The organism is Kitasatospora sp. NPDC101447 (assembly GCF_044767225.1).
GTDB lineage: Bacteria > Actinomycetota > Actinomycetes > Streptomycetales > Streptomycetaceae > Kitasatospora.
In genome coordinates this window covers 104,436-121,708 of the sequence record NZ_JBIWNL010000001.1, presented here as the reverse complement: position 1 = coordinate 121,708, position 17,273 = coordinate 104,436, and the positions used below count along the sequence as shown (strand labels likewise).

13 protein-coding genes are annotated in these 17,273 nt (G+C 75.9%); 3 read left to right on the top strand and 10 right to left on the bottom strand.

Annotated elements, in window-relative coordinates; genetic code table 11:
• Nucleotides 1-81: 81 nt before the first annotated feature.
• The 6 genes from ACIRST_RS00545 to ACIRST_RS00520 form a co-directional block, all read right to left on the bottom strand.
• Complete coding sequence (locus ACIRST_RS00545; RefSeq protein ID WP_396546596.1) at nt 82-1,518, bottom strand: RtcB family protein; 1,437 nt, start codon at nt 1,516-1,518, stop codon at nt 82-84.
• A 117-nt stretch (nt 1,519-1,635) separates the two neighbouring features.
• Nucleotides 1,636-2,043 carry an archease gene (locus tag ACIRST_RS00540; RefSeq protein ID WP_402798740.1) on the bottom strand — a complete coding sequence of 136 codons (408 nt, stop codon included), beginning with the start codon at nt 2,041-2,043 and terminating at the stop codon, nt 1,636-1,638.
• Nucleotides 2,044-2,282: 239 nt separating this feature from the next.
• Nucleotides 2,283-3,527: a styrene monooxygenase/indole monooxygenase family protein gene (locus ACIRST_RS00535; protein ID WP_402798738.1), complete on the bottom strand. Its 1,245-nt coding sequence runs from the start codon at nt 3,525-3,527 to the stop codon at nt 2,283-2,285.
• 93 nt (nt 3,528-3,620) lie between these two features.
• Nucleotides 3,621-4,373: an alpha/beta fold hydrolase gene (locus ACIRST_RS00530; protein WP_350520269.1), complete on the bottom strand. Its 753-nt coding sequence runs from the start codon at nt 4,371-4,373 to the stop codon at nt 3,621-3,623.
• A 280-nt stretch (nt 4,374-4,653) separates the two neighbouring features.
• Complete coding sequence (locus tag ACIRST_RS00525) at nt 4,654-5,244, bottom strand: ricin-type beta-trefoil lectin domain protein (RefSeq protein WP_402798737.1); 591 nt, start codon at nt 5,242-5,244, stop codon at nt 4,654-4,656.
• Between the two features lie 153 nt (nt 5,245-5,397).
• Nucleotides 5,398-6,435 (bottom strand): helix-turn-helix domain-containing protein, encoded by a 1,038-nt coding sequence (locus tag ACIRST_RS00520; RefSeq protein WP_402799369.1) that lies wholly within the window; start codon nt 6,433-6,435, stop codon nt 5,398-5,400.
• 227 nt (nt 6,436-6,662) lie between these two features.
• On the opposite strand from ACIRST_RS00520, the gene ACIRST_RS00515 reads away from it, so the two are divergent.
• Nucleotides 6,663-6,869: a hypothetical protein gene (locus ACIRST_RS00515; RefSeq protein WP_350520272.1), complete on the top strand. Its 207-nt coding sequence runs from the start codon at nt 6,663-6,665 to the stop codon at nt 6,867-6,869.
• A gap of 2 nt (nt 6,870-6,871) precedes the next feature.
• Here ACIRST_RS00515 and ACIRST_RS00510 read toward each other — a convergent pair whose 3' ends face one another.
• On the bottom strand, nt 6,872-7,573 hold the full coding sequence (locus ACIRST_RS00510) for an AAA family ATPase (RefSeq protein WP_402798735.1): 702 nt from the start codon (nt 7,571-7,573) through the stop codon (nt 6,872-6,874).
• Between the two features lie 259 nt (nt 7,574-7,832).
• On the opposite strand from ACIRST_RS00510, the gene ACIRST_RS00505 reads away from it, so the two are divergent.
• Both ACIRST_RS00505 and ACIRST_RS00500 read left to right on the top strand, forming a co-directional pair.
• Nucleotides 7,833-9,425: an AMP-binding protein gene (locus tag ACIRST_RS00505; RefSeq protein WP_402798733.1), complete on the top strand. Its 1,593-nt coding sequence runs from the start codon at nt 7,833-7,835 to the stop codon at nt 9,423-9,425.
• A gap of 149 nt (nt 9,426-9,574) precedes the next feature.
• Entirely contained in the window at nt 9,575-9,754 is a 180-nt protein-coding gene (locus tag ACIRST_RS00500) for a hypothetical protein (protein WP_402798731.1), read from the top strand.
• 24 nt (nt 9,755-9,778) lie between these two features.
• Here the strand turns inward: ACIRST_RS00500 and ACIRST_RS00495 are convergent, their stop codons facing one another.
• The 3 genes from ACIRST_RS00495 to ACIRST_RS00485 form a co-directional block, all read right to left on the bottom strand.
• A complete protein-coding gene (locus tag ACIRST_RS00495; protein ID WP_402798729.1) occupies nt 9,779-10,768 on the bottom strand; it encodes an ABC transporter ATP-binding protein in 990 nt (329 codons plus the stop codon).
• 190 nt (nt 10,769-10,958) lie between these two features.
• The gene (locus ACIRST_RS00490; RefSeq protein WP_402798727.1) at nt 10,959-13,772 is read right to left on the bottom strand and encodes a hypothetical protein; all 2,814 of its coding nucleotides are present in this window, start codon (nt 13,770-13,772) and stop codon (nt 10,959-10,961) included.
• Nucleotides 13,769-17,062, bottom strand: coding sequence for an FtsX-like permease family protein (locus ACIRST_RS00485; protein ID WP_402798725.1), 3,294 nt, complete (start codon nt 17,060-17,062; stop codon nt 13,769-13,771). The genes ACIRST_RS00490 and ACIRST_RS00485 overlap by 4 nt, the downstream gene beginning before the upstream one ends.
• Nucleotides 17,063-17,273: the final 211 nt, after the last annotated feature.

Sequence of the window (17,273 nt, the reverse complement as noted above, 5' to 3'; positions counted from 1 at the left end):
CCCCGGACCGGCCGACGGGCGGCGACTCCGGACGGGCTCCTGCTGCGGTCGGACGCCCGTTCCGGGCCGGCCCGCGCCGTGTCATCCCTTGCACACGCCCAGCGGCACCAGGCACGCGACCCTCCGGGCCAGCCCGGCGGCCTCGGTGACGGCGGCCACCGCGTCGACGTCCTTGTAGGCCTCGGGCGTCTCCTCGGCCAGGGCCCGCCACGAGGCGGGGCGCACCGCGATGCCGCGCGCCTCCAGGTCGCTCTTGAGCCGTTCGCCGCGCACCGTGCGCAGCGCCTGGTGCCGGCTGAGCACCCGCCCGGCGCCGTGGCAGGCCGAACGGAAGGCCTCGTTGTCCGGCAGGCCGACCATGACGTACGAGGCGGTGCCCATGGTGCCCGGCACCAGCACGGGCTGCCCGGCGTCGGCGAGGTCGGCGGGCAGGTCGGGGTCGCCGGGCGGCAGCGCGCGGGTGGCGCCCTTGCGGTGGACGCACAGGTTCCGGGGGACGCCGTCCACCTCGTGGGTCTCCAGCTTGGCGAGGTTGTGCGAGACGTCGTAGACCAGCTCCAGCCCGATGCCGAGCGCGGTGGCGAAGGCCCGGCGGGCCGCCTCGGACAGCAGTTGCCGGTTGGCCCGGCCGTAGTTGGCGGCGGCGGTCATCGCGCCCAGGTAGGCGCGGCCGCGGGGCGAGTCGACGGGGGTGCAGGCGAGTTGGCGGTCCGGGAGGTCGATCGCGTAGCGGTGCAGTTCGCGGTCCATGGCGCGCACGTGGTCGGTGCAGATCTGGTGGCCGAGGCCGCGCGAGCCGCAGTGGATCATGACGCAGACCTGGCCGGGCCGCAGTCCGAAGGCGGCCGCGGTGTCCTGGTCGTACAACCGGTCGACCGCCTGCACCTCCAGGAAGTGGTTGGCCGAGCCGAGGCTGCCGACCTGCTGCAGCCCGCGCTCGACGGCCCGGGTGCTCACCTCGCCGGGGGCCGCGCCGTCCAGCACCCCGCGGTCCTCGCAGCGCTCCAGGTCGCGCGGCACGCCGTGGCCGTGCTCGACGGCGTACCGGGCGCCGCCGAGCAGCAGGTCGTCCAGCTCCTCCGGTCCGGAGAGCTGCCAGAGGCCGCCCCGGCCGAGGCCGCGCGGGACGGTCTTGTCCAGCAGGTCCATCAGGCGGCGGATCCGCTCGTGGTCGAGCTCGTCCCGGGTGACGCCGGCCGCCAGCAGCCGCACCCCGCAGGAGATGTCGAAGCCGACCCCGCCGGGCGAGACCACCCCGCCCTCGTCGACGTCGGTGGCCGCGACCCCGCCGATCGGGAAGCCGTAGCCCCAGTGCACGTCGGGCATCGCGTAGGAGGCGCGGACGATCCCGGGCAGCGTCGCCACGTTCGCCACCTGCTCCAGCGCCTTGTCGCCGCCGGCCTGCGGCAGCAGCGCCTCGGAGGCGAACACCACCCCGGGCACCCGCATCGGCGGGCGCGGCTCGATCCGCCAGCGGTGATGGCCGGCCTCGGTCAGTGCGATCTGCATCTCGCTCATCCCGCTCCCGCTTCTGGGACGCTCCGGCACCCCGGTGCTCAGGTGCTCAGGCGCGCCCGCATCGGCTGCTCGGACGCCCTGCCGCTCGGACGTCCTGCCGCTCGGATGCTCAGCCGCTCAGACGTCCACGGTGACCAGGCAGGTCCAGCCGTCCGGCCCGGCGCGCAGGTCCAGGTCGTGCAGCGAAACGGCCTTCGGCACGGCGCCGACCAGCACGGCGGTGGCGGCGTCGGCCATCCGGAAGCGGACCGCCACCGTCCGGGCGCCGTCCAGTCCCTCGATGTGCGCGATCGCCAGCGCGACGGGCAGTTCGCCGTAGGCGTCCATCCGGTAGATGACCTCCTCCAGGACCCCGGCGAGCAGGTCCGCGTCGCTCACCCCGAGGACGGTGCAGGCCCGCTCGCCGACGACCTGCGCGCCGGTCAGGTCGGCGAAGCTGCCCACGACGGCGTGCACCAGCTCGCCGATGCAGCCCTCGGCCGTCGGCGCCCAGGCCTCCACCCGCAGGTCCGCCGTGTGCGGCACGCTCCGGTGACCGCGCCCGGACCGGCCGGCGGGCTCGCGTCCGTCCACGAGCGACGCCTCCCGCACCCGTTGCCGTCCTCCCTCCAGCGTCGTCCCACGGGCGGTCCGGCGGCAAGTGCGGCGGCAAGTGCGGCGGTCCCCGGCGGACGGAAGCACCCCCGGGGCCGGGCCGGGGCCGCGGGCCGGGGGCCGGGACCGGGGGCGCGGCGGCCGTCGGGCGGGCGATCCGGGGACGGCTCCTACCGCGGGCCTCCGAACGAGGCGAGGTAGCCGGCGGTCAGCTCGGGGGTGGCCAGCCAGGCGGCGTGGTCGCTCGGCTCGGCGTAGGTGTTGGCGAGCCGGCGGGCGACCTCCTCGTGTGCCGCGGCGGCCGCGAACACGCCCTGCACGTGGTCCGGCACGGTCAGCATCGTGGCCGTGAAGTCGACGGTGTGGCGGGCGTGTTGCTGCCAGAATCGCTCGGCGGTCCGGCACATCCAGTCGGCCGTGAACGGGGCGTCGCCGTGCTCGACGACGGCCCGCCGGTAGGCCTGGGCCGCGCGGGCGGCGCTGTTGGCGCCCTGGCCGGTGATCGGGTCGTTCACCACCACGGCGTCGCCGAGGCCCAGCACGTGCACGGCGTCCACGCCCGAGCCCAGCTCGGCCACCGCGCGCCGGACCGTCGGGGTGACGGCGCCGAAGAGCCCGGCCCCGCCGTCGGTCGGCTCGGCCTCCGTCCAGAGCTCCGCCTCCCACGGCAGGTACTCGCCCAACAGCGTGCGGATCCGGGCCAGTTGGACGTCGGGCGCCGGGGCGTCGCCGAACGCGTCCAGCGGGCTGCCGGGCAGCGCCTCCCAGAGCAGGATCGCGCACGGGCCGGAGAACGTGAGCGCCGGCTGCAGGTACAGCTCGCCGAGGCCGGGCAGGGCGTGCATCCGCGCGGTCGGAGCGGCGGCCGGGTCGGGCGCGCCGACGCCGTGCGCGTAGAGGCAGGACAGCACCCGTTGCGGCCGGTCGAAGGGCGAGCGGGCGGCGTCGCGGCCGAAGATCCCGGCCAGCTCGCCGCGACCGGCCGCGACGACGGTCAGCTCGTGCCGACGGGCCAGTTCGTGCAGGCCCTCCCGGTCCAGCGAGCGGTACTCGACCCGGGCGCCGCGCTCGGCCAGCAGCTCCAGCCAGCCGGCCAGCTTCAGCCGCTGGTCCACCGACCGGGCGGGCTCGTCGAGCGTCATGGTGAACTCCAGCGCCCGTACGGCGGGCGGCGCCGCCAGCACCGCGTCGACGGAGGAGACGGCCGGCGTCCGGTCCGCCCAGAGGTCCAGCCCGGCGGCCGCCTCCAGCCGCAGCGCCGGTCCGAACATCGCCTGCGTGGACAGCACCCGCCCGCCGCGCACCTGCTCCGGGGTGCGCTCGGCGACCAGCGTCACCTCGTACCCGTCGGCCACCAGCCCGAGCGCGAACTGCAGGCCGGCCTGACCGGCTCCGACGACGGCGATCCGGCGCAACTCGGCCTCCCGGTGATCCGTTGACGACTCGTCAAGCTCGCACAGTAGCCGAGCGGGCGGCTTCGGTCACCCGTACGGACCGGTCCGGCGGGCTCAGCCGCGCAGGTGGGCGACGAGCAGTCGGACGACCTCGGGGGTCCGGTCGGCCAGGTAGAAGTGCCCGCCCGGGAAGACCCGCAGGTCGAAGCCGCCGGTGGTGTGCCGGTCCCACTGCCCGACCTGTTCCGCCGTGGCGTTCGGGTCGCTCTCCCCCACCAGGCCGGTGATCGGCACCGACACGGTCGCGTCCGGGGCGCAGCGGTACGTCTCGATGGCGGTGTAGTCGGCCCGCAGGGCGGGCAGGACCAGCTCCCGCAGCGCGGGGATGTCGAGGATCCGTTCGTCCGTGCCGCCGAGTTCGACGATCCTGGCGAGCAGTTCGTCGTCCGGCAGCTTGTACATCTCGCTGTCCCGGGGCAGTGAGGGCGCGCGGCCGGCCGAGACGAACAGCCGCTCGGGGCCCTTCACGCCGTGGCGCTCGAACCGCCGGGCGGTCTCGAACGCGACGGCCGCGCCCATGCTGTGGCCGAAGAAGACGAGCGGCCGGTCCGTCCAGTCCAGCAGCTCGCGGTACAGCTCCTCGGCGAGCCCCGCCACGGTGCTGATCGGCGGCTCCATGAAGCGGTTCTGCCGGCCGGGGTACTGGACGGCGAGCACGTCGGCGTACGGTGCCAGCGCGTTGGCGTACCCCAGGTAGTAGCTGGCCGAGCCGCCGGCGTGCGGGAAGACCACGACGCGGGCGGGCGCGGAGTCGGACGGGTTGAACCGGCGGAACCACGGGTTGTCGACGGCGGCGCTGCTGGGCATGCGGGGTGGGGCCTCTCTCCGTGACGGAATCTGCCGGCCCCAGTCTGGCAGCGCGCGGGGTGGCTGCGGGTGTTGTGGTGATCACGCGTGCCGGGCGTGGCGGCGCCGATCGACGACGCGGCGGGACACCCGTTCGGTGTCCCGCCGCTCGTCCGGCACGGTGTTCGTCCGGCACGCCGTTCGTCCGGCACGGTGTTCGTCCGGCACGGTGCCCGTTCCTCCGGCCCGCGATCAGGTACCGGTGGGCCGGGCGGGGATCAGGCGCCGTCGGGCCCGGGGATCAGGCGCCGGCGATCTGCCACCACTGCTGGGACTGGAAGTTCTTCGCCCACAGCTGCGCCCGGGCACCGTCCCCGCGCACGTTGGTGTCGCGGTCCACCACGGTGTTCAGGTTGTTGTTGAACCGCTGGTTGTAGATCGCCAGGTCGTTGGCGCGCATGAACCACTTCTGCTGGCTGCTGCCGTTGCACTGCCACAGCTGCATCCGGGTGCCGTTGTTGCCGCCGCCGTTGGTGTCCGCGTCCAGGCACATCCCCCGGAAGCGCACGCTCTCGATGCTGTAGTCGTCCCAGGAGATCCACTCCTGCTGGGTGGTGCCGTTGCAGCCCCAGACCTGCACCTTGGTGCCGTTGCCGCCGGCGTTGGCGTCCGCGTCCAGACACTGGCCCGGGGTGACCTGGTAGAGGCTGTGGATGCGGATGTAGCCGCTGGCGAGCGCGGGCGCCGCCTCGGGCGTGCGCGCGGCGCTCTGCCCGAGCGTCAGGCGGTCGGCCGGTGCGGCGGGAGCGGCGGCCGAGGCGGCGGTGGGCAGCAGCGGCACGGCGAGCGCGGCGGCCGAGGCCAGCACCGCGGCAGTGGTGCGGATACGCATGGTTCCCCCTGATGCATGGGACCGCGACCGGGCCGGTTGCCCGGTGGCGCGGACGAGCGGCACCCAACCTAGGCGGGCGCCGACAGCATCGGAATCCTTTGACCGTACAGGTCAATTGTCGCTTGCAGTAAGGGAGTTGACACCACAACGGGGTCACGGTGCCGGACCGAAGCGGCCAGGTCCGGCCGCCAGCGACTCACCCAGCGGGGAGCGCCGGTAGAGCACCGCCCGGCCGCTGCGGGTGCGCTCCAGCAGTCCGGCCGCCGCCAGCGCCCCGAGGTGGCGGCTGACCGCGCCCGGCGTGACCCCGAGCCGCTGGGCCAGGGCGGTGGTGGTCGTCGGCGTGTCGAGCAGGCCGAGCACGCGGGCGCGGGGCACGCCGATGAGGTCCGCGAGCGCGGCCGACGCCGCCGCCGCGCCGGTGTCCGGCCCCTCGACCCCCTCGGTCCCCTCGGCCATGGTGCCGCGGCCCCGGGCCGGGTAGACCACCACCGGCGCGCCGCCCGACGCGGCCTCGCACAGCGCACGGTCGGCGAACAGCGTGGGCATCAGCACCAGCCCGCGCCCGGCCACCGGCTCCCGCCGGGCCGGCGCGGGCGCCCCGCGCCCGCCGCCGCGGATCCGCAGCGCGCCGTCCGCCCAGGAGACCCCCGGATCCAGGTCGGCGAAGAGCCCGACCGGGCCGCACTCGGCGAGCCGCCGCCCCCGGTAGGCGAGGTCGGCCTCCAGCACCGTCCGGGCGCGCGGCCACCAGGCGGGCTCCAGGCAGCGCGTCCAGTACTCGCCGAGCGCGGAGACCAGCCGGCCGCGCAGCGCGTACGGATCGTCGAGCAGCAGGTCGAGCACCGGCGGCAGCGGGCTCCCGTCGCGCGCGTAGGCCGTCCGGAAGCCGGCGGGCAGCCGGTCGGGCGGTACGGCGGCGAGCAGCGGCAACTCGTCCTGGATGCAGGGCCGGCAGCCGCGCGGGCGCGGGGTCAGCACGTCCGGCGCGAAGCCCCTCGGCGTCACCAGGGCGTCCAGCAGTTCGGTGTCCAGGCCCGCGTAGTCGCGCGCCCAGGAGGCCGCCCAGCCGCGCTGCTCGGGGAACCCGCCGGGTCGGCCGCGCAGTCGCAGGCTGCACACCGTCTCGTGCAACGGGGAGTACCCGCACCGGGTGACGGCGAGGTCCTCCACCCCCAGGAGATAGACCATCACCGGATCCACGCTAGGAGGGCACCCGGGGCTTGGGAACACCCGCGCGACCGCCGGTCCTGCCCCGGGAATCCCCTCCCGTTCCGGCCCGAACCGGTGGCATCATGGCTCCCATGAGCGAGCCCGACACCGAGTGGATCACCATCGCCGCCCACCGGAGCCTGCCCGGCCGTCCCACCCTGCCGGCCGCCGTCCGCGCCTGACTGCGTGACCGGGGCATCGACTGGATGCCGTTCTCCGAGGGCGCCGTGCGCTACGGCCTGACCTGCGGGACCGGCCCGGACGGCCGCCGGCAGTGCCGGGTCGAGGTCCAGGTCGCCGCCGAGGCGCTGCGCCCGCTCGGGCTCCACCCCGAGCAGCCCTCCGCCACCGTCGACGGACCGTCCCCGCCCGGCTGGTGGCACGCGGAGGCGGAGCGCCGCGCCCGCCGCTGAGGTCAGCCCGCCCCCGGCACCCCGCCGCCGTCACCGTCGCCGGCACCGGCGCCTCCACCGAGGCCGGCGCCGGCGTCATCCAGGCCGAACCGCACCGCCGCCGCCCGGGACCTTGAGACCGCGTCCAGCAGCAGCACGGACGAGGCCTCGGGCGTCGGCATCGGCCCGGCCCACCGCGCCTGCCGGGGGAAGGCGGCCAACAGCCGCTCCAGGCCCCGATGGTGGCGGGCGAACACCCGGGCGGAGGCGTGCCGGCCGCGGGCCCGCTGGCCGTCCAGCGCGGTCGCCGCGCCGACGTCCAGCAGCACCAGGTGCAGCTCGCGTCCCCGGCGGCCCGCCTCCCGGGCGAGCCAGCGCCGCATCCAGGCGCGGCTGCCGCAGTCGTGCACCAGCAGCGGACCGCCGCGCCGCACCGAGGCGCGCAGCAGCCGGAAGTGCTCCAGCCGCGCCCACGGCCGGTACACCGCGTACGGCAGGCCGGCCGGCATCACCGCCTCGCAGGCCTCGTGCACCGTCCGCGGGTCCACCGCGCGCACCGCCGCCCCGGACCACCGGCGCAGCAACGTGCTCTTCCCGGCGCCCGGCAGGCCCGACACCACCACCACGGCATCGGCCGGGTAAACCACCACGAAGCCCGCCCCGGCCTCGCCCCGCAGGTCCACCACCCCGCGCGGCACCACGACCGCATCCACTCCGCTGCCCACCGGTCTCCCCGTTCACGTCCGACCGGGAACCCTAACAATCCCGGCCGGCCCGCCCGGCCGGCCCCCGCGGTACCCGCCGCCGGGCCGGGCCCGGACCCGTACGGCGCCCGCGCTCCCGGCGCCCGGCTCCCGAGTACCCGGCGCCCGAGTACCCGGCTCCGGCCGGTCGGCGGTGCTCGTGGGGCTCCGGTCGACCGCCGTGCATCTCCGGGGCCGCCCGTCCACTAGGCTGACGCACCCTCAGAAAGGGGGCAGGGCCGTGGTCGAGACGGGTCCGACGTACACCGGGCTGGTACTGGACGGGCTGGCGCGGGATCCGGGGCGGGTGGCGATCCGGTCCGGGGACGGCACCGCGCTCACCGCGCAGGCCTGCCTGGACGCGGTCCACCGCGGCGCCCGGGCGCTGGCACGGGTCGGGCTGGGGCGCGGGGACGGCGTGACGGTGCTGGCGGGGAACCGGCCGGAGGCGCTGCTGGTCCGACTGTCCGCGAACCTGCTGGGCTGCCGGGTGGCCATGCCGTACCCCGACGGGCCGGTCCGGGAGCAGGTGGCGCTGGCCGGGTTCGCCGGGACGTCGGCGCTGGTCTTCGATCCGCTGCGCTGCCGGGCCGCGGCCGACGGGATCGCGCGCGCCGTGCCCGGAGCCCGCCTCCTCGCCCTCGGCCCGGCGCCGCTGGGGCTCGGGGAGGACCTGCTGGACCTCGCCGCCGACTGCTCCCCCGCCCCGCTCGAACCCCGGTACCGGCCGGAGGACGTGATGGCGGTGCGCTTCACCGGCGGCACCACCGGCCGGCCGAAAGGCGTGCTGCGCCGCTTCGCCCGGCCGCCGCGCCCACCGCTGCTGTCCGGCTCGACCTTCCTGCTCTGCACGCCGCTCTGCCACGGCGGCGGGACGACGGCGGACCTCGCGCTGGCCGCGGGCGGCACGGTGGTGCTGCAGGACGGGTTCGACGCCGGGTCCGTGCTGGCGGCGGTGGAGCGGTACCGGGTGTCCCGGTTGTACCTGCCGCCGCACCTGCTCTACCGGTTGCTGGACCACCCGCTGCTGCCCGTGACCGACACCGGCAGTCTGCGGCGCGTCGGCTACACCGGCTGCCGGCCGTCGCCGCGGCGGCTGGCGGAGGCGACCCGGCGGCTGGGCCGGGTCCTGCACCAGACCTACAGCCTGACGGAGTGCGGGCCGGTCGCCCGGCTGAGCCCGGACGAGCACCTGGACCCGCGGTTGCTGTCCACCGCCGGCCGGCCGTACCCGGACACCGGGGTGCGGATCCTGGACGAGGACGGTGCGCCGCTGCCGCCCGGCCGGACCGGGGAGATCTGCGTCCGGACGCCGACCGCGATGGTCGGCTACTGGCGCGATCCGGAGTCGACCGCCCGGGTGCTGCGCGAGGGCTGGCTGCACACCGGCGACCTGGGCAGCCTGGACGCGGCCGGCTATCTGACGGTGGCCGGGCGGCGGGATCCGATGGCGATCGTCGAGGGGCACAATGTGTTCCCCAGCGAGGTGGAGGAGCCGCTGCGCGCCCACCCGGACGTCCGGGAGGCGGTGATGTTCACGACCACCGACCCGGACCGGCTGGAGCGCGTCCACGCGGCGGTGGCCCTGGCGGACGGCTCCCGGACGACGGCGGACCAACTGCGGTGCTGGAGCCGGGAGCACGGGGGCACACGGTGCGCGCCGGACACCGTCCTGCTGCTGCCCGCCATCCCGTTGAACGGCCTCGGAAAGCCGGACCTCGGCCTCCTGCGCGCCCTGACGGACGCCGAAGCCCGCACCGCGGACGGCGCCCTGACGGACACCGACGACACCGGCCGGGCCGCCGCCACTGCAGGGGCGTGCGAAGGAGCGTGACGCGCCCCGCGAGTGCTCCAAGCGCCCACACGGGCAACCTCTCGCGCGGCACCCGGCGGGAAAACCGTCCGTGGGCACTCGACCGTGCGGGCCCACCTGCCGATACCTCCCGGGCAACGTTCCCCGCACCGTCCCCGGGAGGCACGACCTTGACCTGGCTCCGCGTCCTGACCGCACTGGGCATCCTCGCCGTGGCGGCCATTGCCCTGATCGTCTTCGCCCGGTGCACGGCCGCCCCCCGCGGCGAGCGCGCCGCCCCGGAGGCGCCGTCCGATCTCCGGACGGACGCCGAGGACAGCGGCCTCTTCCGGCGGATGGGCGACGGCTGACGCCACCCACCCGCCGGAGGGCGGTCAGTGCCCCGCGATGTCGTCCGGGCGCACCTCGATGTGGTCGGCCGCGAGGTCGACCGCGACGCGGTGCTCCATGCCCAGCGCCTCCAGGAACTTGACCGGCAGCTGGACCCGTCCGGTGCGGTCCAGCATCACGTACTCGCGCTCGTTCACCGACTCCTCGCCGTGCTCGTCCGTCACGGTGCGGCGCAGCACCTCGCTGCTGGTCCGCCCGTCCCGGATGGCGACCGTACGGCGCACCTCGCCCGCCACCATCGGGTCGTGGGTGACGATGACGACGGTGGCGCCGAGTTCGCGGTTGACGGTGCGGAAGGCCTCGAAGATCACTCCCGCGGTCTCGGAGTCCAGCTCACCGGTGGGCTCGTCGGCGAGCAGCACCGGCGGGTTGTTGGCCATCGCCACCGCGATCGCCACCCGCTGCTGCTGACCACCGGAGAGCTCGGAGGGGCGCCGCCGGGCGAGGTCGCCGATCTCCAGCGCCTCCATCAACTCGGCCACCCGGGAGGCCTGTTGCTTCGATCCGCCGGCGCCCGACCGGCGGCCGCGCAGCTGCATGGGCAGGGCGATGTTCTCGGCGGCGGTGAGGAACGGCAGCAGGTTGCGGGCGGTCTGCTGCCAGATGAAGCCGACCACCTCGCGCCGGTAGCGCAGCCGCTCCTTGGCGGACATCTCCAGCAGGTCGCAGCCGGCCACGGTGGCGGTGCCGGCGGTCGGCACGTCCAGCCCGGCGAGGATGGTGAGCAGGGTGGACTTGCCGCTGCCGGAGGCGCCGACCAGGGCGACCAGGTCGCCCTGCCGGATGGTCAGTTCCAGGCCCTGGAGCGCCTGGACCTCGACGCCCTCGGTGCTGAAGATCCGGACCAGCCGGTCGCAGACGATGGCCGCGCCCTCGCCGTACGCCTTGGGCGAGGCGGCGGCGAGCGCCCGCTGCCGGAGTTCCTGCAGGCTGGGGGTCGCGACGGCCGTCGGCCCCTGGGGGGTGCTGTTCACCGCTCGTCTCCTGTCTCGACGGTCTGGCTGCTACCGACGGTTCCGCCGGTTCGGACGGTTTCACCGGCACGGCCGCTTTCGCGGGTACGGACGGTTTCGCGGGTACGGACGGTTTGGCGGGCAAGGACGGCCCCGCCGGGCCGACTCCCGGCGTCCTCCACTGCCGCGGCCCGCGCCGCGGGTTCCGCCGTCACGCCTGTTCCCCCGCCCGCAGCTCGGTGGCGATCTGGCGCCGGCCGGCGATCAGCGTCTCCAGCACCACCCCGAGGCCGACCAGCAGGGCCAGGCCCGCGGTGGGCAGCAGTACCGGCATCAGCGCGGGGGTGATGACCTCCCCGACCCTGGCGCCGACCAGCGTCGAGATGTCGAAGCCGCCGCCCAGCAGGGCGACCGCCGCCACCGCGACCAGCCCGCCGCCGATGGCGGCCGCCAGGGTCTGCGGCAGCGCCTCGATGACGATCAGTGCCAGGCCCTGACGGGGCCGCAGGCCCATGGTGCGCAGCCGGGCGAGCACGGCCGTACGGTCGGGCGCGGCCCGGAACAGCGTGAGCAGGACGGCGAGCAGGGCGTACCCGGCTCCGGCGGCGGCCGCGTACCAGAACAGCCGCCCGGCGGCGTGCTGCAGCGGGTCGTCCCCGAGGGCGGCGGCGGTCTCCCGGCTGCTGTGCACGGTGTATCCGGCGGGCAGCCCGTGGGTGGCCTTGCCGCCGGCCGCGGCGTCGTCCGCGATCAGCTTGGCCAGGCCGACCGGCCGGGCCCCGCTGTTGTCCCGCAGGGCCGTCCTGACCCCTTCGGGGTCGACGTCGCCGACGGCGAACCACTGGTTCACCCGCCTGGCGTCCGGCAGTCGCTCCCAGGCGGGGCCGGCCGGAACGACCACGAAGGGCTTTCCGGGGTCCGGCAGCGCGGGGGTGGCGCCGACCGTCGCGGCGACGGTGAGGCGCAGGTCGTTGCCGTTGGGCGTGCGCACCTGGGAGGACCCTTCGGCCAGGCGTTTGGCCAGGTCGCGGCTGACCAGGGCGGGCACCGGGGTGTCCCGGCCGCCGGCCGCCCCGGCCAGCTTCGCCGGGTCGAACTCGCCGGCTCCCAGGGTCCGGGCGATCTCGGCGTACGCCGCCGGATCGACGACCATCACCAGGTAGGCCTCGGTGTAGGTCTGGTCGGCGCCGAGGATGCGGGTCTTGGGCTCGACCCAGACCGCGGTCGAGGCCCGGACGCCCGGCAGGGCGCCGGCGGTCTTGGTGAACTCGTCGGTCAGGCCGGCGTAGCCCGGGAGGGAGACGCCGATGTCCCCGCCCGTGGCGATGCGCGCGGCGCGGGTCCGCACGTGGTCGACGGTGTCGAGCACGGTGGCGCCGAAGCCGGTCGTGGTGACGGCGATCAGCAGGGCGAGAAGCGGCAGCACGGACGGCTTGCGGCGGCCCGAGCTGTCACGGGCGGCGCGGGCCAGCCCGAGGAAGCCGATCAGGCTGCGGCCCCGGCCGGCCAGGGCCGCCAGCCAGCCGACCAGCACCGGTTCGATCCGGGCCAGCAGCAGCCCGCCGGTGACGGCGAGCAGGAGCGGGGCGGCGACCAGCAGCGGATCCACGCCGGCGTCGGCGCCGGTGCCGACGCCCCGGCGCCGGACCTCCGCCACGGCCGCGGCGGTGACCGCCAGGACGGCGAGTTCGCCGACCAGTCGGCGCCGGCCGCCGGCCGCCCGTCGGCGCGCCCACAGCAGGGCCGTCCGGGCCGGGAAGGCCAGCAGCGCGATCAGGGTCGCCACCAGGGCCGTCAGCACCGAGCGGTCCCAGCGGGGGGTGGGCAGCAGCACCAGGGCGAGGGCCGTTCCGAGCACGGCGGCCGGCAGGACGGTGACGGCGCCCTCGCCGATCAGCCGTCGCAGCACCCCGGCGGCGGAACCGCCGCGGGCCCGGAGCAGTCTGATCTCGGCGGTGCGCCGGTCGGTGGTGAGGGCGGCGGCCAGGAACAGCACCACGGTGGCGACGCCCGCCACGCCGGCCGGGCCGATCGCGCTGAGCGGCAGCGCGGCCCGGTAGCGCGCGTCCGCCCGGCTGAGGATTTCCGGCAGGTTGGAGCTGGTGTGCAGGTCGGTGCGCCCGGTCGCGCCGACCAGGGCGGTGGCGTCGCGGCCGGTCAGGACGGAGCTGATGGCGCTGCGGGTGCGGTCGATCCGGTCGGCGTGCAGCGACGCGGGGTCGACGGGCAGCCGCCAGAAGATCTCGGCGCTCGAACCCCAGTGCGCCATCGCCGGCAGGCTGCCGCCGTCGACGAACCCGCTGGTCGTCCAGTGCTCGTTGTCGGGGTCGGTCCGCAGGCAGGCGCGGACCGAACAGCCGAGGTCGTCCCAGAACGGGTCCAGGGGGTCGTTGGCCTGGTAGAAGCCGACCACCACGGTGGTCCGCTTGACGCCCGAGCCCTCCTCGCCGTTGTCGATGACGTCGCCGAGCTTGATGCGGATCGTCTCGGCGGCCTTCTTGCTGATCACGATCGGCAGCGGGCTGCCGGTGACGCCGGGGGTCGGCCAGGTGCCGTCGGTGAGGGTGGCCCGGCCCGGCAGTTCGTGCAGGTAGAGCAGGCTGAGGTCCGGGAGGGCCTTCTCCGCGATCCGGGCGTACCCCGGGTTGCCCATGGTGCGGGGGCTCAGGGCGCGGGCGCCGTGGGCCTCGCCCGACCGGTCCGGCGTGAGTGCACGGCCGACCGTCTCGACCAGGGTCTGCTGCACCCGGTCGAGCTTTCCCGCGTCGTCGTCGGCGAGGACCTTGGAGGTGGTCTGCAGGCTGCTCTGGACGAGGCCCTTCTGGCGGACGAAGTCCTGGAGCGCCGCGTCCGCGCCCCGGTCCGCGATGCGGGGGAAGGCCGCGGCCAGGAACACGGTGACGAGCGTGAGGGCCGCCATGAGCAGCGCGGCGAGCGGGTTCGCCCGCAGCCTGGTGCGGACCCAGCCGGCGGGGCGGTGGGCGGTGTCGGTGGTGGGCACGCGGGTGCCGGCCTGGGTGGTCACATCTCCTCCACGTGGCGCAGCCGGTTGGCCACGTCTCGACGGCGACGTCCGATGAGGAAGGCCGACAGCAGCGGGGCGACGGCGATCGCCGCCGCGAACAGCAGGGCCTGGCCGACGGGCAGCGTGATCAGCGCCTCGGGCCTCGGACGGCGGGCGGCGGGCGTCAGGACGACGAACGGGACGATCAGGTGGACGAGCAGGGCGCCGAGGGCCAGTCCGACGACCCCGCCGAGTCCGACCAGCAGCGCCTGTTCGGCGGCGACGGTGCGGGTGACCTGCTTGCGCGGCGCGCCCAGGGCGAGCAGCAGCGCGGAGTCCCGGGCGCGCTCGTGGGCGGAGCCGGCCACGGCGGCGACGAAGCCGATCGCGGCGAGCAGGGCGGTGACCAGCGCGATGGCCATCAGCGCGTTCTGCGGGGCGGCGCCCACCGGGTCGCTGAGCATCCCCTCGGAGACCTCGTCGTACAGCCGGACGTCCTGGGAGCCCGGGGCGGCCCGCAGCGCGGCGGCCAGCTCGGCCGGGGCGCGGTCGCCCGGCGCGGCGGCGGGCAGCCACCACTCGGCGCGGCTGGGCAGGGTGCGGCCCTGGGCGGCCAACAGGCGCGCGGTGGTGGCCAGGTCGACGACCAGGGCGTCGGGCCCGGTCGCCGGCACGGCCGGGACCGCCCCGGTGATCCTGACCTGGACGACGGCGCCGGCGATCGGCACCCGGACGACGTCGCCGACCGAGGCGCCGACGAGCTTCAGGTAGTCCCGGGTGGCGACGCCGCTCAGGACGTTCGGCGCCTCCGCGCCCGCGATGCCGACGACGGCCCGCAGGGGGACCTTCTCCGAGGCGTAGCCGACGGTGATCAGCCGCGCGGCGTCGGCCGGTTCGGGCCGTACGGTGACGGGCGGCGCGGCTCCGGGCCGCAGGGTCGGTCCGTCGACCACGCCCCCCTTCCAGGAGAGGCCGGCCGGTACCGGGACGTCGGTCGCGGGCCCGTCCGCGCTGTCCGAGACGGCCAGCCGGCCGACGGTCACCTCTCCGACGACCCGGTCGCCGAAGGAGACGGTCGCCCCGACCAGGGTCAGCGGCGCGGCGGCGGCGCCCACCGGGGCGTCGACGAGCGCGCTCAGCGGGGCCGAGACGCGCTGCTCGCCGCTGGCCGGGAGGTCGACGAACGGGGCCTTGTGGACGTAGCCGAAGCGGTCCCGCAGCAGCAGCGTCACTTCCGGCGGGGACGGGAGCGGCGGGCGCGCGCTGCTGGTGTCGAACACCTGCCGGAGGGCCAGGTCGGCGTCGATCCGCAGCGGACGGCCGGGCAGGGGGACGCCGGCCTGCGCGCCGGTCGGCGCGGGCTGGGCGAGCGTGCCGAACACCTTCGCCGGGTCGGCCCCGCCGAGCAGGTCGGCGCGGAACGGGACGCGGTCGGCCAGCGCGGCGGAGTCCACCGCGAGGATCTGGCCGGTGCCGTTCGACAGCGTCTGCTCCTCGCGGTCGACCGGGATCAGCCGGTCGCCGCCGGGCAGTGCGTCGTAGTGGCCGCCCTGGCCCATCAGCGAGGTGCGCGCGGCGGAGACGCGCAGGCCGCCGGCCGTGTCGAAGGAGGCCTGGTCGCGCTGGGAGGCGGTCCAGGTGGCGTGCTGGCCGAGCGCGAGCACTCCGGTGGCCACGGCCATCACCAGCAGCAGCACGGGTCCGGTGGCCCGGGCGGGCTGACGGGCCAGCTGCCAGCCGACCATGGCCGGGCCGAGGCCGTCGCCGCGGGCGGCGACCCGGGCGCCCAGCCGGGCGACCACGGGCAGCAGCCGCAGCACGATCAGGGTGCCCGCGCACAGTGCCAGGGTGGGGGTGGCGACCAGCAGCGGGTCGACGCCGAGGTCGCCGGAGGAGTCGGCGGACAGCCCGCCGCCGTACTGGTCGAGTTGCTGGTAGGCGAGCGCGGCCAGGGCGAGCACCGCGAGGTCACCGCCGTTGCGGGCGATGCCGGAGACCACCGCCTGGCGGCGGCCGGCCCGGCGGCGCAGGGCGGCGCCGGCGCCGCGCAGCAGGCTCGGCACGGTGGCCAGGACGACGCAGCCGACGGCGCAGACCAGGGCCACCGGCCAGAGCGTCCAGCGCAGTTGGGTGTCCAGGGCGACCTGGTGGGACCGGCCGAGGCCGGCCAGGACGCGGACCAGGAACGGTGTGAGCACGGGGGCGAGCACCGCGGCGGGGAGGGCGAGCAGCACCGACTCCAGAGCGGTGAAGCCACCGAGCCGGCTGCCGGAGGCGCCGCGGGCGGCGAGCAGTTCGTTCTCCCGCTCCTGGCGAGCCGAGATCAGCCGGACGACCAGCAGCAGGGCCGCCGCGGCGAGCACGGCGAGTTGCAGGGCGCCGATCAGCAGGGTCGACCTGGCGACCATCAGACTGGCCTTCAACTCACGGACCACATCCGGGAGTTCCGTGCTCGCGGCGAGGCCGGAGGTCTTCCGCAGATCGTCGGCCAGGAGCTGGGCCCGGCCGCCGATGGCCTCGGCCGCGCCCTGGTCGACGCCCGCGAAGTCGGCGTCGAGCAGCCAGCCGCGGCTGCTCTGCGGCAGGCCGCCCGCGGTGAAGGCACTCGGGTCGACCAGCATCGGGCCGTAGGTGGTGAACCCGCCGGTCTGGATCTCGTGACCGCCGACCGGGTCGATGTGCCAGTACGGGGCGAACGGGTCGGCGGCCCGGTAGGTGCCGGTGATCCGGACGGTCAGCGGCTTGCCGTCCACCCGGTCGGCGAGCCGGACGTCCGTGGGCAGGGCCTGGGCCGTCAGGCCGAGGCGGGCCAACACGGCCTGCGGGACGGCGACCTGCGGAGCGGCGGACTGGACCGGCCCGCCGACGGCCTCGGGCCAGGCGCCGGCGGTGAGCCGCACCCGGGTGCGGTCGAGGTCGGCGAGGACCGTCAGGTCGACCTTGGCCGCGCCGGACTGACCGGCCGTCGCGCTTGCGGCCGGGGCGGCGTCGCCGCCGCCCGGGAGGCCGTAGGAGCGGCTGCGCAGCAGGCTGTCGGTGTGGACGGGCAGCCCGCCGAAGAGCTTCTGCCGGTAGGAGGCGAGCGCCTCCTCGTCCTTCTGCCGTTCTTCGAGGCCGTGTTCGGCGGTCACCACCACGGTGGTCCGGGCATGGCCCGGCCCCTGGAGCGTTTGCCGCAGACCCGCCTGACCGACGCCGCTGTTGAAGGTCACCAGGGCGGTCAGCACCGCCGTGGTGATCAGTACCGTCAGCAGGACGGCAGCAGCCAGCGGCAGTCGTCCGCGCAGTCTGCGCACGACGAAGCCGAGCATCGAGTTCCTCCCCCGGATTACGTCCCCGGTAGCGTCGACCGGCCCCGCCCATCGATCCGTTCCGGGCACAAATCGGCCACGGGCGGACACTTCGAGGGCACACCGGCGCATTGATCACCGGCATTCGATCACCGGATAGCGGACGATGCTGTCAGAAACAGTCCAGGAACGGAAGGGACTTGCGCGAATCAAGTAAGCAGTGAGCAAATTC